The 21,267-nt window shown below is 65.3% G+C and carries 17 protein-coding genes and 1 tRNA gene; 10 read left to right on the forward strand and 8 right to left on the reverse strand.

Annotation, left to right across the window (positions count from 1 at the left end):
- Nucleotides 1-217 precede the first annotated feature (217 nt).
- The gene (locus D3H54_RS04230; protein ID WP_149377998.1) at nucleotides 218-769 is read left to right on the forward strand and encodes a hypothetical protein; all 552 of its coding nucleotides are present in this window, start codon (nucleotides 218-220) and stop codon (nucleotides 767-769) included.
- A 6-nt stretch (nucleotides 770-775) separates the two neighbouring features.
- On the opposite strand, the gene D3H54_RS04235 is transcribed toward D3H54_RS04230, so the two are convergent.
- The 3 genes from D3H54_RS04235 to D3H54_RS04245 all read right to left on the reverse strand — a co-directional run bounded on the left by D3H54_RS04235 (nucleotide 776) and on the right by D3H54_RS04245 (nucleotide 4,040).
- Complete coding sequence (locus D3H54_RS04235) at nucleotides 776-1,801, reverse strand: NAD(P)H-dependent glycerol-3-phosphate dehydrogenase (RefSeq protein WP_149377999.1); 1,026 nt, start codon at nucleotides 1,799-1,801, stop codon at nucleotides 776-778.
- Nucleotides 1,802-1,956: 155 nt separating this feature from the next.
- Nucleotides 1,957-3,471 carry a flavin-containing monooxygenase gene (locus tag D3H54_RS04240; RefSeq protein WP_149378000.1) on the reverse strand — a complete coding sequence of 505 codons (1,515 nt, stop codon included), beginning with the start codon at nucleotides 3,469-3,471 and terminating at the stop codon, nucleotides 1,957-1,959.
- Between the two features lie 77 nt (nucleotides 3,472-3,548).
- Nucleotides 3,549-4,040, reverse strand: a complete 492-nt coding sequence (locus D3H54_RS04245; protein ID WP_149378001.1) for a YajQ family cyclic di-GMP-binding protein — start codon at nucleotides 4,038-4,040, stop codon at nucleotides 3,549-3,551.
- A 101-nt stretch (nucleotides 4,041-4,141) separates the two neighbouring features.
- Here D3H54_RS04245 and D3H54_RS04250 point away from each other — a divergent pair.
- The 3 genes from D3H54_RS04250 (at nucleotide 4,142) to D3H54_RS04260 (ending at nucleotide 6,495) form a co-directional block, all read left to right on the forward strand.
- Nucleotides 4,142-4,224, forward strand: a tRNA-Tyr gene (locus D3H54_RS04250).
- 321 nt (nucleotides 4,225-4,545) lie between these two features.
- Complete coding sequence (locus D3H54_RS04255; RefSeq protein WP_149378002.1) at nucleotides 4,546-5,319, forward strand: hypothetical protein; 774 nt, start codon at nucleotides 4,546-4,548, stop codon at nucleotides 5,317-5,319.
- A 99-nt stretch (nucleotides 5,320-5,418) separates the two neighbouring features.
- Nucleotides 5,419-6,495 (forward strand): GGDEF domain-containing protein, encoded by a 1,077-nt coding sequence (locus D3H54_RS04260; RefSeq protein WP_149378003.1) that lies wholly within the window; start codon nucleotides 5,419-5,421, stop codon nucleotides 6,493-6,495.
- Between the two features lie 13 nt (nucleotides 6,496-6,508).
- Here D3H54_RS04260 and D3H54_RS04265 read toward each other — a convergent pair whose 3' ends face one another.
- A complete protein-coding gene (locus D3H54_RS04265; RefSeq protein WP_149378004.1) occupies nucleotides 6,509-7,594 on the reverse strand; it encodes a DUF2855 family protein in 1,086 nt (361 codons plus the stop codon).
- Between the two features lie 232 nt (nucleotides 7,595-7,826).
- Between D3H54_RS04265 and D3H54_RS04270 the strand changes: the two genes are divergently transcribed.
- From D3H54_RS04270 to D3H54_RS04280, 3 genes are all read left to right on the forward strand, one after another.
- Nucleotides 7,827-8,573 carry a SigB/SigF/SigG family RNA polymerase sigma factor gene (locus tag D3H54_RS04270; protein WP_286199249.1) on the forward strand — a complete coding sequence of 249 codons (747 nt, stop codon included), beginning with the start codon at nucleotides 7,827-7,829 and terminating at the stop codon, nucleotides 8,571-8,573.
- A gap of 123 nt (nucleotides 8,574-8,696) precedes the next feature.
- Nucleotides 8,697-9,419: a GAF and ANTAR domain-containing protein gene (locus tag D3H54_RS04275; RefSeq protein WP_149378006.1), complete on the forward strand. Its 723-nt coding sequence runs from the start codon at nucleotides 8,697-8,699 to the stop codon at nucleotides 9,417-9,419.
- A gap of 67 nt (nucleotides 9,420-9,486) precedes the next feature.
- Nucleotides 9,487-10,236, forward strand: coding sequence for a GAF and ANTAR domain-containing protein (locus D3H54_RS04280; protein WP_149378007.1), 750 nt, complete (start codon nucleotides 9,487-9,489; stop codon nucleotides 10,234-10,236).
- A gap of 16 nt (nucleotides 10,237-10,252) precedes the next feature.
- Here D3H54_RS04280 and D3H54_RS04285 read toward each other — a convergent pair whose 3' ends face one another.
- The 4 genes from D3H54_RS04285 to D3H54_RS04300 all read right to left on the reverse strand — a co-directional run bounded on the left by D3H54_RS04285 (nucleotide 10,253) and on the right by D3H54_RS04300 (nucleotide 14,102).
- The gene (locus D3H54_RS04285) at nucleotides 10,253-10,945 is read right to left on the reverse strand and encodes a GAF and ANTAR domain-containing protein (RefSeq protein WP_149378008.1); all 693 of its coding nucleotides are present in this window, start codon (nucleotides 10,943-10,945) and stop codon (nucleotides 10,253-10,255) included.
- 158 nt (nucleotides 10,946-11,103) lie between these two features.
- Nucleotides 11,104-12,249, reverse strand: coding sequence for a SpoIIE family protein phosphatase (locus D3H54_RS04290; protein ID WP_149378009.1), 1,146 nt, complete (start codon nucleotides 12,247-12,249; stop codon nucleotides 11,104-11,106).
- Complete coding sequence (locus tag D3H54_RS04295) at nucleotides 12,246-13,043, reverse strand: alpha/beta fold hydrolase (protein ID WP_149378010.1); 798 nt, start codon at nucleotides 13,041-13,043, stop codon at nucleotides 12,246-12,248. Before D3H54_RS04295 ends, D3H54_RS04290 begins: the two co-directional genes overlap by 4 nt.
- Before the next feature lie 18 nt (nucleotides 13,044-13,061).
- Complete coding sequence (locus tag D3H54_RS04300; protein WP_149378011.1) at nucleotides 13,062-14,102, reverse strand: GGDEF domain-containing protein; 1,041 nt, start codon at nucleotides 14,100-14,102, stop codon at nucleotides 13,062-13,064.
- Nucleotides 14,103-14,201: 99 nt separating this feature from the next.
- Here D3H54_RS04300 and D3H54_RS31100 point away from each other — a divergent pair, with 99 nt between their 5' ends.
- The 3 genes from D3H54_RS31100 (at nucleotide 14,202) to D3H54_RS04315 (ending at nucleotide 21,231) form a co-directional block, all read left to right on the forward strand.
- The gene (locus D3H54_RS31100; protein WP_168214775.1) at nucleotides 14,202-16,406 is read left to right on the forward strand and encodes a hypothetical protein; all 2,205 of its coding nucleotides are present in this window, start codon (nucleotides 14,202-14,204) and stop codon (nucleotides 16,404-16,406) included.
- Between the two features lie 97 nt (nucleotides 16,407-16,503).
- Nucleotides 16,504-19,719 carry a hypothetical protein gene (locus D3H54_RS04310; protein WP_149378012.1) on the forward strand — a complete coding sequence of 1,072 codons (3,216 nt, stop codon included), beginning with the start codon at nucleotides 16,504-16,506 and terminating at the stop codon, nucleotides 19,717-19,719.
- Nucleotides 19,720-19,785: 66 nt separating this feature from the next.
- The gene (locus D3H54_RS04315) at nucleotides 19,786-21,231 is read left to right on the forward strand and encodes a beta strand repeat-containing protein (RefSeq protein WP_149378013.1); all 1,446 of its coding nucleotides are present in this window, start codon (nucleotides 19,786-19,788) and stop codon (nucleotides 21,229-21,231) included.
- Nucleotides 21,232-21,267 lie beyond the last annotated feature (36 nt).

Consider the following 21,267-nt stretch of genomic DNA (forward strand, 5'->3'; position numbering starts at 1 on the left):
TTGCCCTGTCGTGGCGCTCGTTTGGTGTGCGTGACGCACGGGGTCCGCTTTTGCGTTTCCAGATCGGCGGGGTTCTACACATCGGTGGTGGTGTGGATCACGGTTCTGCCGAGGCCAGGACGTCGGGGCCTGGCGGTAACGAATCGCGACCGCGGAGCCGAAGGACCAGGTGAATACGCAAACTGCGCCATCGGTGGCGCTTACGTAGGGTGTGGTGATGCTGAGCAGAATCCTGATCGGCCTGATGAGCGTCGCGGGGGCGGCGGCGATCGGTACGCCGGGCATGGCCGCGGCAGATCCCGAGCCGGCGCCCGCCCCGGTCCTTCCCAACGTCAACGCCTACACCCCGGTGAGCCCGGTGCCCTACACGGCGATGGGCGGCAACTGGTACGCCTTCGCCGGGCCGCCCGGGGTGGTGTGCGTGCTGGACAAGCAGAATTCCAGCTACGGCTGCAGTGGGGCATTGCCCGGTGCGCCCGGTGGCGCGAACCTCGTCAGCGCGGGTCCGTCCGGCGAGCCGGGGTTCTCGAGCAGCGGCGCGTCGCTCTACGCGGCCGCCGGTGACGTCAAGCCGCTGCCGCCGAACACCCGGCTGAGCTTCCGCGATATCAGCTGCGGGGTCGACGGTGGTGGCGTCGTGGCGTGCGTGAACAACCACGACCAGGTCGGCTTCGTCGTCGGGCCGGGAGCGACGTTCACGTCGGGGCCCAGCCCGATGCTGGATCGGCCGAAGAACTCGAACCCGTTGTTCCCGTCGTTCCCGGGCTGAGTCGCGCTAGAAGTGTGAGTCGTTGACCTCGTGGCCGGGCTTCTCGGCCATCAGGCCGCGGTAGGCCTGTTCGACGTTGGCGCCGTGGTTGACGACGGCATCGACCTCGCGCGCGATCGGCATGTTCAGGCCGTACTTCTCGGCGAACTCCATGATCACGCTGGCGGCTTTGACACCCTCGGCGACCTGGTTCATGGAGGCGATGATCTCCTCGATGGACTTGCCGGAGCCGAGTTGTTCGCCGACGTGGCGGTTGCGGCTGCGCTGCGAGGTGCAGGTGACGATGAGGTCGCCCATGCCGGCCAGGCCGGCGAAGGTGTCGCGGTGCCCGCCGATGGCTTCGCCGAGCCGGGACATCTCCCGCACGGCGCGAGCCATCACCAGCGCCCGGGTGTTCTCGCCGATGCCCAGCGAATAGCCCATGCCGACGGCGATGGCGTAGACGTTCTTCAGTGCGCCGGCGATCTCGACTCCGACGACATCGTCGGTGGTGTAGACGCGGAACCGCTTGGTGCGGAACATCTTCGCCAGGTTGGCGGCCAGGTGCTGGTCGGGCATGGCCAGCACGGCGGCGGCTGCGTACCCGTCGGCGACCTCACGCGCGATGTTGGGGCCGGCGAGGATGCCGGCCGGGTGACCGGGCAGAACCTCGTCGATGATCTGGCTCATCCGCATGTTGGTGCCCTGCTCGAGACCCTTGACCAGGCTGACGACGGGCACCCACGGGCGCAGTTCCTTGCTCAGCTCGGCCAGCACGCCGCGGAAGCCGTGGGACGGCACGCCCATGACGACGACGTCGGCGCACTCGGCGGCTTCACTGAAATCGGTGGTGGCCCGCAAGGTTTCCGAGAGTTCGACCTCGTCGCTCAGGTAGCGCGAGTTTCGATGGTTCTCGTTGATGTCCTTGGCGGTCTCCTCCGAGCGCACCCATTGCAGCGTCGGCCCCCGGCGGGAGCAGATGGATGCGACGGTGGTTCCCCAGGATCCGCCACCGAGCACGACGACTTTGGGTTCGCGGCGTTCAGAAGTCATGGTGTTCAGCGTATTGCGAATACCCGGTTGTTCATGGGGAGTTCGTGCAATCGAGTTGCGCGGGTGCGCAGGGCTGGTGGGTGTCTTTTTCAGAACGCGATATCACCGGTGATATCGCGTTCTGGACAAGTGCACCCACCCCGCCCGCAGTTGGGCTATCCGGCCACCCGCGCCGGGGACGCCACCCGCCCGAACGTCATGTCTTCGTCGATCTTGTCGATGAAGTGGTGGTCGAAGGCGTCGGCGAGATAGTTCTGCCGCACCACCCACGGCCGCTTGAGACCCGACTTCGGCAGGGCGTGCAGGTTGCGCAACACGTAGCCGGCCTGGATGTCCCATGCCGGCTTTTCGGCAATGGGTTCGCCGCCCAGGTGCGGGAAGGCGTGGGTGTAGCCGTGTGAGTTCATGTAGTCGATCAGCTTGGCCGCCGCGCGGGCGGTCATGTCGGCGCGCAGCGTCCACGATGCGTTGGTGTAGCCGATGCACCAGATCAGGTTCGGCACGTCTTCGAGCATGTGTGCCTTGTAGGAGAACCTTTCCTGGGGCTTGATCTCGTTGCCGTCCAACGTGATTCGCACCCCACCGAGGGCCTGCAGTTGCAGGCCGGTCGCGGTGACGATGATGTCGGCCGCGAGGTGCTTACCCGACTTCAGCGTGACGCCGGTGTCATCGAAGCGGTCGATGTGGTCGGTGACAACCTCGGCGCGGCCGTCGGAGATCACCTCGAACAGGTCGCCGTCGGCCACCAGGCACAGGCGCTGGTCCCAGACGTTGTAGCGCGGCTTGAAGTGCACGTCGACCGGATAGCCGGCGGGCAGCCGGCTGAGGTTCTGGGCCCGGATGATCTTGCGGGCCAGGCCGGGGACGGTGCGGGCCAGGAACCACACCATGCTTTCGAAGGCGACCGCGAAATAGCGGGCGAACGCGTGAGAAATCTTGCGGGGAAAGACTTTTCGGACGGCCTCGATGAGCGGGTTGACCCGGGAACCGGCCAGCAGGTACGTCGGTGAGCGCTGCAGCATCGTCACTTTGGCCGCCTTTTGCGCCAGCGCCGGAATCAGCGAGATGGCGGTGGCGCCGCTGCCGATGACGATCACCTTCTTGCCGGTGTAGTCGAGATCCTCCGGCCAGAACTGGGGGTGCACGACGGTGCCTGCGAACGTCTCAAGGCCCGGGAAGTCGGGGGTGTAGCCCTCGTCGTAGTTGTAGTAGCCCGAGCCGAAGAAGACGAAGCGTCCGCGATAGGTCGTGCGTTCGCCATTCTCCAGCGCGTGCACGGTCCAGGTGTCGGTGGCCGAATCCCAGTCGGCCGACTGCACGTAGGTTCCGAAATGGATGTTGGGCAAGATGCCGTGCTTGCGCGCGGTGTCTTCCATGTATTCGCGGATGTGGTCGCCGTCGGCGACGCCTTCCTTGCGAACCCACGGTTCCCACGGCCAGGACAGCGAGAAGATGCTGGAGTCCGAGCGCACCCCCGGGTAGCGGAACAGGTCCCAGGTGCCGCCGATGCGCTCGCGGCGCTCCAGGACGACGTAGCGCGTGCCGGGGTTGCGCTCGGCGATGCGGTACGCGGCGCCGATCCCGGAGAACCCGGCGCCGACGATCACGACGTCGTAGGAGCCGCCGTCGGTCTCGGCGGGTACGGGGGCTGTCTCCGGGGTGGCGGTCATCGCGGTCCTCGCTTCGCGTGGGTGGTGATGCTCACCACACTAGGCACTGACCGGTTGGTTGAGCGAGGGCCCTTGGTCTACCGGTAGTTGACGAACTGCAGGGCCACGTCGAGGTCGGCACCTTTGAGCAGGGCGATGACAGCCTGCAGGTCGTCACGCTTCTTGGAGCTGACCCGGATCTCGTCGCCCTGGACCTGCGACTTAACCCCTTTGGGGCCTTCGTCGCGGATGAGCTTGTTGATCTTCTTGGCGTGCTCCTGGTCGATGCCCTGCTTGAGGGTGCCCGACACTTTGTAGGTCTTTCCGCTGGCCTGCGGTTCGTCGGCGTCGAAGGCCTTCATGGAGATGTCGCGGCGGATCAGCTTTTCCCTGAAGACGTCGACGGCGGCCTTCACCCGCTCCTCGGTGGAGCTGACGATCTCGATCGCTTCATCGCCCTTCCAAGCGATGGTGGTGTCGGTGCCGCGGAAGTCGAACCGGGTGCTCAGCTCTTTGGCCGCCTGGTTCAGCGCATTGTCGACCTCTTGACGGTCGACCTTGCTCACGATGTCGAACGATGAATCCGCCATTGGACGCGTCCCTTCGGTTGATCGGCCGGTTTGTGTCTGAGGTACATGATCGTTGTACCCTGCTAGTCGCACCAAACCGGATCCCCGGCGCGGCGCACCCAGGCAGGTTGCCCGAGCGGCCAATGGGAGCGGACTGTAAATCCGTCGGCGAAAGCCTACACAGGTTCGAATCCTGTACCTGCCACACCAGTCAGGCCCCTCATCGAGGGGGCCTGAGGTATTTCCAGCCGACGCTTTGTCTCAGTTGGTCGCCAACCCCAGCAAACCGGCTGCGATCGTTGCGTTCGCATCAAACCGGCGTCACACCGTGGTGGACGGCACCCTCAGCGCGATCGCGCGAGGTACTGTTGCTGTCGTTGGCTACCACGTCGTCGTTTGCGGAGCTGGCGTCGTAAAGGGCCGCTAATGGCCAATTGCGAAGGATCGCAACAAAACACGGGGATCAGATATGTCGACGTCAACTCAGGGTCGTTGCCGCAGAACGCACAGCGCCGAGGGTTTGCTCGTGCTCCGGTGGCTGCAGCTCGGTGCGGCGTCCATCGGCTTGGGTTTGGCGCTGGTGGGCTGGTCGCTGGTTGGGCCGGAGATTGGTGTCGCGGGCGCAGACAGCGGCGCCGGGTCGTCGTCGTCGGGACCGGCAAGTTCGTCGTCCAAGCGGGTCGCCTCCGCCACTACGGCGACGTCCGGCCGTCGCGGGGTGGTCGCACCGCGTGCCGATGTCGCACCTCGCACGGTGAACCGGGCTGAGCGCAACGCCGTCACGGCTCCGATGGTCACCGCAGCGAGCAAGGGTGACCCCTTGGGTGCGCTCGGCAAATTCCTCACGGGCGGACTGAAAGAACTCCTCAACCGGAAAACGCTTCTGAACCCCTTGCAACGATTGGACGACTTGACCCCCAAGCAGAAGAGCTTGTTGGACTTGATCCCGAAAATCCCTGTACGCAAGGAAGATTCGCTGTGGTACCGAGAGGTGCAGGCAAGAGAAGCGGAGCGGACCCAGCAAGCCAGCGCGAACAAACAGCGGATGGCCGAAATCATACTCAAGGGCGCCAGATTGACGGCGAGTGATGGAACCGCGGTCTACTCCATGGACGGGAAAGTATTCGTCCGGTACACCATCACGTCTTTCACCATCGGCCCCAAGGGGCGAGTTGATGGTCCGCTTGAACCCCAACTTTTCACCCTGTCCGACAGAAGTTCTCAAAGGAACAAGGACGCCATGATCCGGTCCATCCTGAAGCTTGACCCGGCACAGGTTCGCAGCACCTGGGGAAAGTAGCCGTCGAGAGCTCTCGGATCTTCGCTGAATCTGTGAAATTATTGACGAGTGCGTAATTCGGATCGGTTTTGGCCGCTTAGTCGTGGTAGCTGAGCCGCGATGGACCTGATAGCCCTCGGTCGTGCCCGTCAGGCGGTACTGCGGCTCGGTGTCGTGCTGATCATGGTCGGCGCGATGATCGTCGGCACATCCCCGGGCGACTGGCTTGCGGAGTGCATCTGGATCGCCGCCTACGCGCTCGCCGCGATCGGTGCCGCGGTTCTCGCTGTCTCACCCGCCGGCAAGTTGATCAGCGGCCCGCGCTGGCACATAGCCACCGCAGCCACCGACATCGTGGCGGTGGCGGGTTTCCATCTGCTGACGTCGGGCGGTTACGTCCCGTTGCTGCTCATCGGGTTGCTTCCGCTGATGGTGATCGTCGAGTTGTCGTGGCAACGCGCGGCAATTGTGTTGTCGCTGAGCGTGGTTGCGTTCATGGGGACGCTTATCGCCGATACGTCGATCCATCAGCAGATCGGATGGCCGGCAGCCGGGTTCCTCGTGGTGTTGTACGCATACCTGTGCTGCGCGGCATTTCTCGCGACCTATGTTCACGCGCGCCAAATTGCGGAAATCTCCTCGGAGCGCACCGCAAGTGAACGCCTGGCCCATCAGGCCACCCACGACGAGCTGACCGGTCTGCCCAATCGTGCCTACGTACTGGCCCGGATCACCGACGCGCTTACCCGAGACGGGCGGGATGCGTTGTCCGCCGTGCTGTTTCTCGATGTCGACGATCTGAAAGCCGTCAACGATTCACTGGGACACGACGCCGGGGACGCGATGCTGCAGGCTGCTGCGCAAAGCCTGCAGCGTTCGGTGCGAGCCGGCGATGTGGTCGCCCGGCTCGGCGGTGACGAATTCGTGGCGCTGCTGTTCGGCCCCACGACCCGCGAGGCGCTGGACGGTCTCAGCGAGCGAATGCATGCCGCATTGGCCGAACCGGTGCGCATCGGCGACACCACCCTGCGCATGACCGCCAGCATCGGCATCGCCCCGATCAACGAGCGTGAGCAGAACACCGCGGCCACCATCCTGCGGGACGCCGATCATGCGATGTATCAAGCGAAACGGCTGGGCCGCGGTAAGAGTGCTTACGCCCCCGGCCAACTCGTCGACTCGAGTGGATCGAGCTAGTCGCGTCGGCTGCTCAGACCGACAGGATGTGTCCTTCGTTGGCCGGGACGGTCCCATCCAGCAGTGCCGCATAGCACTGCTCGACGGCGTCGCGACCGTGTCGCGTCACTACGGTCATCCACGGATGTTCGGCGTCGTCGATGCGTGCCAGGAATGCCGTCCACGCCGAGGCCAACCGCTCTTGCAGACCGTCGGCGCCCCACTCCGCCGCCCGCTTGCGGGCCTGTTCGGGCGCGAAGAACAACTGCGGCGGCGGGCCGGGCAATTCACCCCCGCCACCGAGTGAATCCCAATGGGTCGCGCCCACCGCGCAGCTGTAGGCCAGCAGATCGCCGAGTCTGCGGTGCACCGCCCCGCGCAGCGCGGTGTCCCCGCTCATGTCGACGTACACCGACGCGACCTCGGAAAGTGTGCCCGCGTCCTCGTAGCAGACGACGTCGTCGTAACAGCCGAGCGAGCGGGTGAATTCAGCATTCGCCGGCGACGTCAGCCCGACGACGGTGACCTCCCCGCCGCGCTGCGCGAGGCAGAACGCGGTGCCGTACGCGGTCTTGCTGGACGCACTGGACAGGATCACCGTTGTGGCGCCGAAGAATGCGTTGTCGGCGAGGAAGTCGTCGATCAGGAACGACGTGGCGAACAGTGGACGCAGAAGCGCCTGCTGAGCCTCGCGGTCGAGTCGATAACCAGGGTCGGCACTACACCGTACGTACTGGTTGTAGACCGCGTGCAGCGCGCGCCGGTGCTCGGAGCCTTCGGCAAAACCACCCGGGTGCACATCGGTGGCCCGCAGCACCACCTCGTCGGCGATCGGCCAGTAGCCGTAGAACCGCTCGCCGACTTCCACTCCGGGACAGCGTGATTCGACGACGGTGGCGAAGCCCCACACCGGGATCTGACCGGTGGCCGAATCGCCGGTCGGATAGAACTGCCAGTAGTTCATCACGTCGCCGAGCGCGGCGTAGGTGATGTTGTTCGACGTCAGGGCGAAGGCGTCGATGCGCAGGCGTACCTCTGCGTCGTCAAGGCTGGGTGCGGGGGACTCGTCCCAGTGGGTCGTGTGCAGATCGTTGCGCTGCACTACGAATTTCGTCGTCATCGGTTCTCCCAGCGTCATCGTTGACGGGCACGACGGTAACCGACCGCGGCTGTCGTCACCGGACTTGGTCATCGGCGTAGGGCGGACCCGGTATCGGACGGGCTGAGGTTTCCCGCGTGGATCCCCTGGGTACACGGGAGGTTGCAGGTTCAGAAGTTGTGCCGCGCAGTCCTGGTACCGCGAGACCAACGTAATGGAGCTTGCCATGTCGGAGTATTCAGAAATGACGGCTATGTTCCGTCACCTCAAGTCGCTCGAAGCCGGTTCGCTGGCATTTCGTCGTCAGCGCAACGACATCATCGAATACGGATTGCCGCTCGCCGATCACATCGCCCGCAAGTACAGCGGCCGGGGAGAACCGTTCGATGACCTTCTGCAGGCCGCCCGAACCGGTCTCGTGAACGCCGTCAACCGCTTTGACGTCGACAATGGCGCAGACTTCCTGTCGTTCGCCGTGCCCACCATGATGGGCGAGGTTCGTCGGCACTTCCGTGACCACACCTGGGCCGTCAAGGTGCCGCGCCGCGTCAAAGAGATTCAGCCGCAACTCACCAAGGCTCGTGCGGAGTTGTCGCAACGCCTCGGTCGGGCACCGAAGATCGTCGAGATAGCCGAGTACCTCGGCATTGCGCGAGAGCTCGTCGTCGAGGGAACTCTCGGTGGGGCTCAATACTCGACTATCTCCACCGATACTCCGACCGGGGATGGTGACGACGATCGGCCTGTCGGCGCTGTCATCGGCACGATCGATCCCAAGCTGGACAGGGTCCTCGACATCGAGACAGTGCGGCCCCTGATCGCTGCGTTGCCCGAGCGGCAGCGGATCGTTCTCAACCTTCGGTTCTTCGAGAACATGACTCAGAGCCAGATCGCAGAACGCATCGGCTGTTCGCAGATGCACGTCTCACGCATCCTGTCCAAGGCGCTCGAGACAATTCGCGACCATGCCGTTGAATCCCGGCTGGCCGCTGCCGGGTAACCGGTTGTCGTTTCGGCCAAAGCTATAGCCCAGCATCAATCCGGAGAAGAGGCAGATATGCCTGCGGTTCCGGCCAACGCCAGCAGCGCTGTCGCCACAGTCATGCCCGGCGTGGCATAGCCGATGTCGACCATCGAGCACCGATTCCTCGACGCGTTGGGCGAGACGCGCGGTGTGGAAGCTGCCGACCGGTTATGCCAGACGTGTGTCGAGTTGATCGATGTCGATGTCGATGTCGATGCGGCGGCGTTGTCTCTGGTGTTCGACGGTGCCAACATCGGCACGGTCGGCGCCAGTGACGCGCAGGCACGGGTGTACGACGAAATGCAGTTCGTGGTGGGTGAGGGACCGTGCTTGGATTCTGTCGCGCACCGCGCACCGGTGCTGGTCGCCGACCTCGCCGACGCCACCGAACAGCGTTGGCCGGCATACGGACCGATGATGATCGCTCACGAGATCCGCGGCGTGTGCGCCATTCCGGTGGTGGTGGCCGGTGAGTATGTCGGGGCACTCGATTTGTTCCGCATTGCTCCCGGCGACCCATCCCGTGAACAGCTCGCGGGGATGATGGTCGCCGCAGAGTTGGCCCAATTGCCGTTGCTGGACCTGCTGAGCGACGATCTGCAGGCCGGGTTTTCTGACCCCGGGAGCAACGCGTGGGAGGACCTGAACGCATTGTCCCGCTCGGAAGTGGGTCAGGCCACAGGCATGCTGATGGCTCAATTGGGCCTCAACGCCACCTCTGCTCTGGCCCGGCTTCGGGCATACGCATACGCATCGGGTCGCAGCGCGACCAGCGTCGCTCGCGACATCATCGACCGCCGATTGTGGTTGGAGGCAGACTGATGAACAGGCCCTTTTCGATCCAATGGTGGCCGGCGGTGCCATCCCCGAATGATGAGAGTGGGCGACGATGAGCGCACCCCGGGAAACTCAGGTGCTGGGAGCAGTGGTGGCGCTGGTCGACAGTCTGCTCGACGACTTCGACATCGTCGAACTGCTGACCGACCTCACCGGACAATGTGCGCGGCTGCTCGATGTTCGAGCAGCAGGCCTTCTCCTTGCCGGTCCACGCCAAGATCTTCATCTGATGGCGGCAACCTCGAAGAGCTCTCACGACCTGGAGATCTTTCAGCTCCAGGCAGACGAGGGACCGTGCTTGGACTGTTTCATTACCGGACAAGCGATTTCCGCGCCCGACCTGGATGCAGAGCGAGCTCGCTGGCCGCGTTTCGTCCCCGCGGCCACCGAGGCCGGCTTCGTTTCGGTCCACGCGGTTCCGATGCGTGCCGCGGGCACGCTGCTCGGTGCACTGGGACTGTTCGGCACGCGACTCGGGGCGCTCAACGACGCCGATCTGCTTGTCGCGCATTCGTTGGTGCATGTGGCGTGTGTGGCTATCCTGCAAGGACATTCACCGACGCCGAACACCGTCGGCCCGTCGCTGCGAGCGGCGCTGAATGATCGCGTGGTTGTCGACCAGGCCACGGGCTTCGTTGGCGAGACCCTCGGTGTCCCCATGGAAGAGGCATTCCGTCTCCTACGCCAGTATGCGCAGAACCATCCCGAACATCTCACTGACATCGCTCGACAGTTGGTGGGTCAACCCGCGCGGCGCGCGGGGATTCTGGCCGCGTTGGCAGAGCTGGTCCCAGAGGTCTGATCAGCCACGCCGCTGGTCAGTCAATCGCAGATTCGTGCTCCGCGACGAGCCAACGCGCCACGTCGACCAGCTTGATATTCGTGTCCGCCGATGCATGGGTCAACATCGCGAATGCCTCAACCCCGGTGATGTTGTGGCGGTGCATCAGAATGCCTTTGGCTTGACTGATGACATCGCGGCTGGCCAGCGCAGCATGGAACTGGGTTGCGGCGGCTGTGCCGAACATCGCCACTGCCGCGTGCTGGGCGACAATCGTGCCGACATCGACGGATTCCTGGGTGAACGCGTTCGGTTGAGCGCCATAGAGGTTCATTGCCCCGAGGGTTTCGGATTCCACGAATAGCTGAAATGAGAGCAGACTGTGCACATCCAGCGAGATCGCTTGCCGGACGAACTCAGGCCAGCGTGTTTCGCTCGACATGTCGTCGATGAGGACGGTGTGGTGCTCCCGTAAAGCGGTGATGCAGGGGCCGTCGCCGAGTTCGCTCTGCAACTGGTCGAGGTGGGCGACGATCGGATCGGTGGGAGCCTCGGCTACTACCGTGCCGCGCTGGATCAGGGAGATGCCTACCCACCGCGCCCCGGGCACTATCGCTGTGGCCGCGTCGACGATGGTCTGCAAGGTGTCGGCCCGGCTTTTCTGCGCTTGCAGGCGCATCGCAAAATTGCCCAGGGTTCGGGCTAATTCGTTGCTGGCGTCGGCGGGCATCAAACAACCTACCCACAATGGAACGAAATCATCCCCCACGACCCCGCCGGCACGTGTCTGAACCGGCGGGATCTAAGCAGGTCGTATGGGCGCGCCCACCGCATCTGCTTACACCAGTTATCCCCGGTCATGCTGCGCCCAAACACATGCAGTTGCGCTCAATATGGAACGCCGAGCGCCAGAACCGCTGTGTCGTCTTCGATACCGGATCCGAAAGTGCCTAAAAGTTGGCGGATTTCGGCGATCAAATCGTCCGCGTTGGTTGGCGTCAGGGCCGTGACAAATCGGCGCAGTGCGCCGTCGTCGTCGTATCGGCGTTTACCCTCGCCGACCCGTGCCTCGGTCAGACCGTCGCTGTAGAGCAGCAGGGTGTCGCCCGGCGCAAGTCGTAGCGAGGCGTCGACGAACCGCGGCCGGTCGGTCAGGCCGACAGCCATCCCGCCGGTGAGATCCAGATAGTCGACCTCACCGGAGCGCTCCATCAACAGCGGAGGCGGATGCCCACCACTGGCCAACCGCACCTCGAATCCGTCCTCCTTCTGGGTGAGAGTGCCGAATACCACTGTGCAGAACCGCGTTTGACCATCGCGATACTCCTGGCCGATGACGGTGTTCAGCCGGTGCAGCACCGTGATCGGGTCGGGGTCGACGACAGCGGCTGTGCGCAGCGTGTAGCGGGTCAACGACGTGATCGCCGCGGCCGCCGGTCCCTTACCGCACACATCGCCCAGGAAGAACCCGGATACGTTGTGTGACAACGGGAAAAGGTCGTAGAAGTCACCGCCGATGTCCTGCACCGACGCATGGTAGTGGGCGGCAGCGGTGAGCCCCTCGGGCACTGAGAGCGACGGAGGCAGTAGCGACCGACGCAACGTCTCGGCCAACGACTCGGCCCTGGCTCGCTCGGATTCGGCGCGCTGGCGTTCCTCAAGCAGAGCTCGTTCGTACGACCGTCGTTCGCGGGCGTCTTGGATGTCGACGCGAATCAGTGCCGGGCGCCCGTCGTCACCGCTCTTGACGTTGGCGGTCAGAAAGACGGACCGGCGCGAGCTGTCGGCAGCCCGCAGTTCCACGCTGATGCCTTCGAGTTCGCCACTCATCTGCAGCAGCGGCGCGAAGTGCGTTTCGAAGTGGATGCGCCCGCCGACGGTGAACAGATCAGTGATCTGCTTGCCGCGCAACGCATTCGGCGTAGTTCCCAGCCAGGACGCCAACGTGGTGTTGGCGTCGAGGATGCGTCCGTCCGGGGTCGCCGCCAGCTGACCGCTGGGTGCGTTCTGCCACAGATCCTCGGTGTCGGTCATGCGTAGGCAAATGCCGCAAGTACTTCGGCGGTGGCCTCGGGCGCGCTGACGTGCGGGCAGTGGCCGGTCGCGTCGAGAGTGATCAGTTGGGCGTCGGGGATGCGATCACGGACGTAGGCGCCGACTTCGGGCGGCGCGATGACGTCCTGGCGGCAGTCGACGATCAGCGTGGGAACCGGGACACCGGCGAGGTCGGCTCGGTTGTCGGAGAGAAACGTGGCGCGGGCGAAGATCTTCGCGGCTGCGGGATTGGTGCGGCAGAACGTCGTGGCGAGGTCCTCGGCCAGCTCAGGGCGGTCGGCGTTGCCCATGATCGTCGGGGCCATCGACTGCGACCAGCCGAGGTAGTTGCTTTCCAGAGATTCGAGTAGCTCGTCAATGTCGGCGCGGCTGAAACCGCCGCGGTACCCGTCGTCGTCGATGTAGCGCGGAGACGGGGTGATCATCGCCAGCTTGCTGAACCGGGCCGGCGCCGTGGACACCGCCAGCACCCCGATCATGGCGGCCACCGAGTGCCCAACGAGCACCACATCGCGCAGGTCTAGGGCCTCGGCGATCTCCACCACGTCGTCGGCGTAGCCCTGCAGCGACGCGTACTTGCCCGGGTCCCACGCGGCGGGGTCGGCGTTCCCCGAACCGACGTGGTCGAACAGAACGATGTCGAACCGGTCCCGCAGCCGAGAAGCCACCGGGTGCCACAGGTGCTGGTCGCAGCCGAAGCCGTGGGCCAACAGGAGCGTCGGCCCGTCCGCGTCACCCACGCGGGTGACGTGGTTGCGGGAGACGACGTCCATCAGGGCATTCTTGCGCAGTTAGCGCCGGGTCCCGGATCGTGTCCGCTTTTCGGCATACATGGCGGCGTCGGCACGGGCCAGGACTGCTTCGGCCAGGTCGCCGCCGCCTACGACCGCTGTTCCGCAGCTGGCGCCGACGGTCAGTGCCCCAGCGCTGGTGGGCATGTCTTCCTGCAGCACGGTGACCAGGCGCTGACGCAGGCTGAACGGGTCGGGGGCGAACGAAGATGCCAGCAGTACGGCGAACTCGTCCCCGCCGATCCGTGCTCCGAGATCCTCGGCTCGGCAGGTGGTGGCAATGCGGCTGCCGATGATCCGCAGCACCTCGTCACCGACAGAGTGGCCGTACACGTCGTTGATCGGCTTGAACCCGTCGAGGTCAATGTAGAGCACGACAGCTACCGGGTTACCGGTCCCGGCGGCGCCGGAAATCATGCCTTCCAGTCCCGACAGGAACGCAGCCCGGTTGGCCAACCCGGTTAGGGCGTCGACGGAGGCGGCACGGGCCTTCTCGTCCATGACATGGGCGCGGGCCAAGGCCTTGGCGATGAACTGAGCCAGCTGTTCGAGCAGGTTCACGTCCTCTTCGGCGAAGGCGTTCGGCTCGCTGCAGATGACTTTCAAGACGCCCTGCGTGCGGTTCCCATCGACCAGCGGAACGACGATCATCGAGCGGGCGTGCACCCTGCGACAGGCCTCCAGGTCCACCCGGGGATCGGTCTCGGTGTCGGTGGAAATCAGGATCTTGCCGGTTCGGACGCACTCTCCGGACATGCTGCCCGACATCGCCAACCGCAATCCTTCGGTGCCGGCGAGTGAACCGGCGGTGGTGGTGTAGACCATCTCACCGAACTCGGCGAGCTCGATCACCGCGCCGTGAGCATGGGTCGCTTCGCGTGCCTGTTCCGCGACGATCTTCATCACCGCATCGGCCGTCGCATCGGCCTCATTGATTGCTTGCTGCACCTTGATGATGGTCTGCAAGGTCGCTACCGACAGTTCGCCCCCCACGGGCTGGATATTAGGGGAAAAGACGCGGTCAGCGTAGGCAATAAACAATTCGCGTAAGTGCGTTTACGCGTACACACGCACGTCACCCATGGCGTGTGCTATACCCCTAGCAAATTAGCTTTCACGTCAACATCGGGGGTTGGTGCCATGGGCCTGGGACAGCAGGGTCGTTACGTCGGTCGGGTCGGAGCATTGGCGGTGGCCCTCGGTGTCGGCGGGTTGATCGTCGCGCTGCCTGCGGTCGCCGGCGCGGACGACGGGGCGGGGAACTCGGGCAAGACGACGTCGTCGGCCGGCAAGGCTGCCCCGCGGACCGCGGCGAAGACGGGTCCGCGTGCCCCGAAGGCGCCGACGTCGGCGCCGGCCGCCGCGGCCAAGCCGGCCGCATCGATCTCCGGAGCGAGCCGGCGCCCGCTGGACCGGGTCAGCGGAAGCGGCGACCCGTCGGCTCCGATCACCGAGCCGCTGTCGTTCGCGGTGCTGGCGGCGACCCGCCGGGACGGAACCGCCCGATCGGCACGCTCGGTCGCCACCGGCGGAACCACCTCTGCGGCAGCCGCTTCGGTGCCCAGCGCCGGCGGCACGGTAACCACGCCGCCGGCCGCGGGCGCCACCGCGGGCAGCGCACTCGGCACCGCTGTGCGCAACTTCATCGACTCGCATTTCCCCGGCTGGAGCCCGATCGCCGACGAGTTGGCGCCGATCGTCGCCAACGGCATCCAGGACCTGGTCGCCAACGGCAAGATCAGTGCCGAGGTGCAGCAGCTGGTCGCGAATAACACGATCATGCAGTTCGTTTCGACGAAGATCTCCGCCGCGCTGCACACCTATCTCGGTGTGCCGTCGCCGGTCGGCACCGTCGTCGGCAATGCGGCGGTCGGCTTCGCTCGCACTGTCCTCGGCAACGCCGGCGTCCAGGCCGCGCTGGATGTCATCGCCACCGCCGTGCAGCCGGACAGCGCGCAGGCCACTGCGATCGCAGCCGGGTTGGCTGTCAACGATATTGCGCCGCTTGCGAATTACCTCAAGGCAGTGGTCGCGAACTCCTCCGACGAGATCGCGACCTTCCTGAGCAACTCGGCGGTTCAGGCTGCGCTGGCGTCAGGTGTCTCTGGTGCGGTCATTGACTTGACCAGCGGTGGGGTCATCCCGACATGGCTCGGCAACGTCGTCGACGGCTGGGTGACCTCCGCGCTGGGGGGCAGCCCCACCGCGACCGCTGTCGGCAATGCGCTGGGCGCAGCCGTACAGGGCTTGCTGAGCAACACCAAGGCGGTGCAGGGTGTGGCCGCGGTGGCCGGCGCTGCTGTCACCGACATCTTGTCCGCACCGGGCGTCCCGGCCGCGCTGGCCGACTACATCACGCAGTTCGGCACCGCGCTGCTGGCGGGCGAGAACTGGATCGACGCACTGGATGTGGCCTGGCAAGGGCTGCAAGGCAATTCGGCGTTCCTGTCGGCGCTGGCTCCCGCCGCGGGTGACGCTGTGTCGTCACTGGTCACCAATGCTGATGTGGTGGCGGGCCTGGCGTCGACGGTCAAGACGCTGGTGATCAACTTGGCGGCCGACGAAGGTTTCCGCACTGTCGTCGGTGAATTGTTCGGGCCGACCTATGGTCCGACGCTTGCCGAGGCTCTGGCCGATCCGAAGTCCGCGGCGCAGCTCGGTGCGACGGCCGGCTCGGTGATCACCAGCTTCCTTGCCCAGGACGGCGTGGCGGAGACGCTGTCGGCTGCCACCGAGCAGATCGTCGCGGCGCTGCTGAGCGGGGTCTCGCCTGTCGACGTGCTCCAGGGCGCTGTGCAGCAGCTGGCGTCGGACCCGGCGTTGGTGGCGGCATTCAATGCGACCGTGCCGGATGCGCTGCAGTCGGTGCTCAAGGCGCCGGCTGTCAGGGACGTGATCAGCACGGTCGCGCAAGGTGTCGTCAATCAGCTGATCGATTCGACTCCGCTGAACAACACGGCCCTGGATCCGGTGGTGAGCCAGGTAGCCAAAGCCACGGTGCAGGCCTTCGTGTCCAACCCGGCCGCCCAGGGCCTGATCGGCGATCTCGCCGGGGATCTCCTCGGCGGAGCGCCGCCGGCCGATGTGGTGCAGACCGTCATTTCCAGGGTCGTGAACAGCCCCGCACTGCAGATCGCGCTCGGGCAGTCGCTGGGGCAGGGCTTCGGCGCGCTGCTCGGTGACAATCCGGTCGCCTACGCCGTCGGTCAGCTGGCCGGAATCGGCACGGCGCTGGCGTTGGTGTTGAGCTTCGGGGTGGCGAACCTGTTCGGTCTGACTGGCGGCTTGTCGGCGTCCTCGGTCCCGAGCGGCAGCTCGTACTTCGTGACATTGCAGATTGCCTGACCCTCCTGGGTGACCGGGCTCTGAATCCCCTCGTGCAACTTTCAGGGTGTGCTATATCTAGCAAACTATTGTGCGGGCTGGGGTGGGGGTGACTGCAATGAGCCTGGGGCAGCAGGGTCGTTACATCGGTCGGGTTGGCGCGTTGGCCGTCGCCCTCGGCGTCGGAGGAGTGATTGCGGCTCTGCCCGCGGTGGCATCAGCGGATACCGGCGCGGGGGACTCGGGTAAGGCCACGGCCTCGGCAGGTAAGCACGCCCCCCGAACCCCGGCCAAGCCGGACGGCCGCACCCCGAAGGCCCCGCTTCCGGCGGCGGCAACCAAGCCCGCTCGTGCGATCTCGGCAAGTAGCCGCGTGCCGTTGGCCCGCCTCGGCGTGGGTCACGATCCCCTCGCTCCCGTTACCGAGGCGATTTCATGGGCGGTGCTGGCGGTGACTCGTCGTGAACAGTCCGGGCCGACAGGGATCTCCGTCCCGGCAAGTTCGGTGACCACCGCGGAGCCGGCCGACGGGATCGCCCATTCGGCCAGGACGCTCAACCATGTCAGTCCAAGCCAGAAGACCGGCTCCGCAGCTTCTGTGCCGTCCGTTCAACTCGCGGAGGTGCCGGCCGCAGCGGAGGTCGAAACCTCGGCTGACATGACATTTTGGAATGACGTCGTCGCCCCGGCTCTCACCGATTTCGTCGAACTCGGCATCAAGTTCAGTGATCTCACCGCCGCCAAGCAAGCCGTGGTGAATTTGTTTCTGCCAGTAGCCATCGAATTGATGGGTGAGGCCCTGTACGGGGACCCGGTTAACGGCGCCCTGTCCGGACTGGCCGGCAATCCGGACTTCGCCACCTTCGTCAGTAATCAGGTAGAGACCAGCTTGGCGGGCATGGGGGCGTCCCAGGGCGCCGCCCAAGTCGCCGGTGCCGCAGCGGCCTACTGGTGCACATCAGTGTTGAACGACACCTTCTTTCAGAATGCGTTCGGAACATTCATCCAAACGTTGACGGTGATTCCGAACGGCGGCGGAGCCCTCGATCTGCTGGGCGATCTCGTGACGACAGACTTCACCGTGAACGATCTCGTGAGCGCGGACCTGCTGGAAAGCGCTCCGACAGTCGTGGGATCGCTTGCCGCCTTCCTGACGGACGAGGGCGTTCAAAGAGCGCTGGCGACGGCCACGTTCGGTGCGGTCAACATCCTCCTCGGCGCGCAGGGCGATCCTGCCTCGACCGACTTCGTGACATTCATCGGTGACAGCATTGGTAACTCGCTGGCCTCGGCGCTGGGTGGTGGTCCCGCCGCGATACAGATAGGCGCGGCGATCAGCCAGGCCACCGTGACCTTCCTGACCACACCGGCTGTTCAAGCGAAGATCGCCGACGTTGCGGGATCGCTCTTCGGCTACACGGTGGATGGTGAAATCGCCCGCTGCACAGGGCTTTTCTGTCAGAGTGGCGTCGCCGGCGAGATCGGCAGCGTGGTCGGCACGTTATTCGCGGCTGTGGGGCTGGGTGACAACCAGGCAGATGCAATCGAAGGCGCCGTGCAGTCACTGCAAGGCAGCACAGCCGTCCAGGACGGGATCGCGGGCACAGTTGCGAGCGCGGTGTTTTCACTGTGGGCAGATTCTGCCGTGCAGCAGGGCTTCGGCACATTCGTGACCGACGCGGTGTCGGCGTTCACCGCTGACTCGGCCACGCGGCTGTTGGTGGGCCAAAGGGTCGAGCAGTCGGTCACCTCGGCGCTGGGCGGTGGCCCGGTTGCGGTGGGGGTGGGGGCCGCGGTGAGCACTGCGGTGCAGAACCTGTTGGCCAATCCCGCTGGGGTGAACGGATTGTTGGCGGTCGCCGGCGCAGCCCTGAGCTACGTCGGGATCCCGATCGGCGTATCGACGGTGATCGAGCAGGTGCTGCCTGCCATCATCGCCGGGACCGATCCGGTGACCGCTCTGGCGAACGCATGGCCTTCGTTGCGCACCTCGTCGGCCATCGAGGACTCGCTGCCCTTGGCCGTCAAGCTGGGGTTGCAGACCTTGTTCAGCTATCAGGGGCTGCTGCCGGCGCTGGGCGCCTTCATCACCGATGTCGTATCAGGTTCGGCGGCAAGCGAACCCGTGCAAGCCTGGGTCGGCCAGCAAGTGCAGCAGGGGTTGACGGCGGCGCTGAGCGGTAGTGCTGCCGCCGCCGGGATCGGTAGTGCCGTGGGTGCCGCGGTGCAGAATCTGGTTGCCAATGTGACGTTCGTCAACGGCGTCCTCGGTGCTGCAGGATCGGCATTGACGACTCTTCTCGGTACTTCCGGGATTGCGGCAGACCTGACCGGAGCAGGGGAACAGGTCATATGGTCTCTGCTCGCCGGAAACGACGTGGCCGCCGCTGTCGGAGCTGCTTGGCAAGGGCTGCAGTCTGATTCGATGTTCACGTCGGCGCTCGGCACTGCGGTGGCCAGCGCCGTCTACGCCTTCACCAGCGACACTGGTGTGGTCGCGGCACTCGCGGCGACCACCAGTGCCCTCGTCAGCGACCTGGCATCCGACGCCGCTTTCCGGACGTTCCTCGGTGCGCTGGCCGGTCCCACCTTCGGTCCGACGTTGGTGAGCACGCTGGCCGATCCGGCGGCCGCAACGCAGATCGCCGCGACGCTGGGCTCCCTGATCACCGGTTTCTTGGGCTATGCCGGGGTACCGGGCGCGCTGTCGAATGCCGCGCAGGACTTCGTCGCCGCGTTGTCGGCCGGGGCGACCGTCAGCGGCGCCGTGCAGGGTGCCGTGCAATATCTGCAGGCCGATTCCGCGATCAAGGCCGCACTCGACGCCATAATTCCGCCCGGGTTGCGTTCGCTGCTGACCGTGCCCGCGGTGCAACAGGCGGTCGGTGAAGCGGCGCAGGGTTTGGTCGCCGACTTCCTCGGGACGACGCCGTTCCACAACGCCGTGCTCGATTCGCTGGCGGGTCAGGTGACCAAGGTCGCGGTGGATTCGCTGTTGTCCAATCCCTCGGTGCAGACCCTCATCAGCAGCCTGGCCGGTGACATCGTCAACGGCACCCCGACCAGCGATCTTGCTGACACGGTGATCCAGGCCGTGGTGCGGAGCCCGGCGCTGCAGGTCGCCATCGGAATGGCGCTGGGGCAGGGGATCGGATCGCTCTTCGGTGCCAACCCGGTGGGCTTCCTGGTCGGACAGGTCACCGGAGCGACGGCGGCGCTGCTGATCGGACTGCTCTCGGGGGTGTCGTTGATCGTCGACCAGGTCAGCGGCAGCGCGGCGGCCGTAGCGCCACGGAGCAACTCCTATCTGCTCATTCGGGTGCCGGCGGCGTGACCGAGGGCCATACTGATCAACTAGCAAATCGCCCTCAGGCGATCTTGTATTGAGGGGAAAAGGATCATGATCACAGCCGCAAAGACTCGTTACACCGCCACCGGTGTACTCGCCGCCGGTGCGGCTGCGAGCGCGTTACTGGCTGGCGCCGCTCTCGGGTCGGCCCCCGCTGCGCACGCGAGTTGCGCGTCCTTCTTCGGTCTGGGGAACAGCGCCGACTGCTCCAGCACGCCGCTGAGCATCGCGATCGCGGTCGGCAGTGGCGCCACCGCGCACGCGAGCGGACTGTTCGGTGGAGCGTTCGCACTCGGGACCAATTCGGCAGCGACCACCGGCGACGCGTTCACCTTCGCCACGGCCGCCGGGGACGGCTCAGTCGCCACCGCGAATGGGCTGTTCGGTATCGCAGCACAGCTGGGTCCGAATGGCTCCGCCACTACCCAAGGTTCGGGCCTGTTGACGAACCCCGGGTTCAACATTGCGCTGAACGTCTCGGCACTCGGTGCGCCGACCGACAGCAGTAGCGTCATCGCCGGCGGTACGGGTGCAGCCGGGAACATCGCCCTCAATCTGTTCGGCCGGGGGACCGCGAACAATCCGGACAGCATGAAGGTGGTCTCGCACGGCCTGCTCAACATCGCTACGAACTGGGGCGGCCACGACAACGTCATCGAGGCCGGTGATGCCGCGACGAGCTCGCTGCTCAACTTGACCACGAATCTCTTTGGCAGCAATACCAACGTCACGGCCGAGGGCGGCATCTTCAACTGGGCCACCAACCTCCTCGGCAACAACAACACCGTTACCACGAATGGCAGCCTGGTAAACACCGCGAGCAATCTGCTCGGCAGCAATAACACCGTCACCACAACGGGCGGCTATGGAAACTGGGCCCGCAACATTCTCGGCAATGGCAACACCGTGACGATCACCGGCGGCTACGCGAACGCGGTCCGAAACCTGTTCGGCGGCGGCAATACCGTGACAGTGGCGGGCGGCGCCTATGGAAGCACCGCGCAGAACTGGTTCGGCACCAACAATGCCGTGACCGTTGCGGGAGGCATCTATAGCTCGGCCAGTAACTTCCTCGGTGGCAACGGCAATACACTCGAGTCGACGACCGGGTACAACAACTCGGTGGTAAATCTCGTCGGCAGTGGCAACACGCTGTCCGCTGGTGGCGCCGGCAGCAACTACAACCTGACCTTCAATTCGTTGGGCAGCAACAACCAGGTGTCCTCGGGCGGCGCCGGCGGTAACCTCACGGCCGGGTTCAACTTTGCCGGCGGTACCAACACCGTGACCGCGGGACCGGGACCGCTCGCGCTGGCCGGCACCATCTTCAACAACGGCGCGACCGTCACCAAGCAGAACCCGGGCATCGCGATCAACAACTTCCGCATCGGCGGGGCTCAGGCGACCGGCGGCTCGAGCAGCAAGGCTCCAGCGGCCAAGGCCAACGACACCGGGAAGAAGAAGGGCACCGCCGGGAGTCGGCGGGGTAGCCACTAACGGCTTGCTGCGGGCGCCAATACCCGAGCCCAGCGA

Source organism: Mycobacterium sp. ELW1 (assembly GCF_008329905.1).
Lineage (GTDB): Bacteria > Actinomycetota > Actinomycetes > Mycobacteriales > Mycobacteriaceae > Mycobacterium.

Bases quoted from the DNA above. Each gene is read 5' to 3' on its own strand.
- D3H54_RS04265 (WP_149378004.1), bottom strand. From the start codon at position 7,594: ATGACGACGAAATTCGTAGTGCAGCGCAACGATCTGCACACGACCCAC.
- D3H54_RS04240 (WP_149378000.1), bottom strand. From the start codon at position 3,471: ATGACCGCCACCCCGGAGACAGCCCCCGTACCCGCCGAGACCGACGGC.
- D3H54_RS31100 (WP_168214775.1), top strand. From the start codon at position 14,202: ATGGGCCTGGGACAGCAGGGTCGTTACGTCGGTCGGGTCGGAGCATTG.
- D3H54_RS04235 (WP_149377999.1), bottom strand. From the start codon at position 1,801: ATGACTTCTGAACGCCGCGAACCCAAAGTCGTCGTGCTCGGTGGCGGA.
- D3H54_RS04280 (WP_149378007.1), top strand. From the start codon at position 9,487: ATGAGCGCACCCCGGGAAACTCAGGTGCTGGGAGCAGTGGTGGCGCTG.
- D3H54_RS04285 (WP_149378008.1), bottom strand. From the start codon at position 10,945: ATGCCCGCCGACGCCAGCAACGAATTAGCCCGAACCCTGGGCAATTTT.
- D3H54_RS04315 (WP_149378013.1), top strand. From the start codon at position 19,786: ATGATCACAGCCGCAAAGACTCGTTACACCGCCACCGGTGTACTCGCC.
- D3H54_RS04230 (WP_149377998.1), top strand. From the start codon at position 218: ATGCTGAGCAGAATCCTGATCGGCCTGATGAGCGTCGCGGGGGCGGCG.
- D3H54_RS04260 (WP_149378003.1), top strand. From the start codon at position 5,419: ATGGACCTGATAGCCCTCGGTCGTGCCCGTCAGGCGGTACTGCGGCTC.
- D3H54_RS04310 (WP_149378012.1), top strand. From the start codon at position 16,504: ATGAGCCTGGGGCAGCAGGGTCGTTACATCGGTCGGGTTGGCGCGTTG.
- D3H54_RS04270 (WP_286199249.1), top strand. From the start codon at position 7,827: ATGTTCCGTCACCTCAAGTCGCTCGAAGCCGGTTCGCTGGCATTTCGT.
- D3H54_RS04295 (WP_149378010.1), bottom strand. From the start codon at position 13,043: ATGGACGTCGTCTCCCGCAACCACGTCACCCGCGTGGGTGACGCGGAC.
- D3H54_RS04275 (WP_149378006.1), top strand. From the start codon at position 8,697: ATGTCGACCATCGAGCACCGATTCCTCGACGCGTTGGGCGAGACGCGC.
- D3H54_RS04290 (WP_149378009.1), bottom strand. From the start codon at position 12,249: ATGACCGACACCGAGGATCTGTGGCAGAACGCACCCAGCGGTCAGCTG.
- D3H54_RS04245 (WP_149378001.1), bottom strand. From the start codon at position 4,040: ATGGCGGATTCATCGTTCGACATCGTGAGCAAGGTCGACCGTCAAGAG.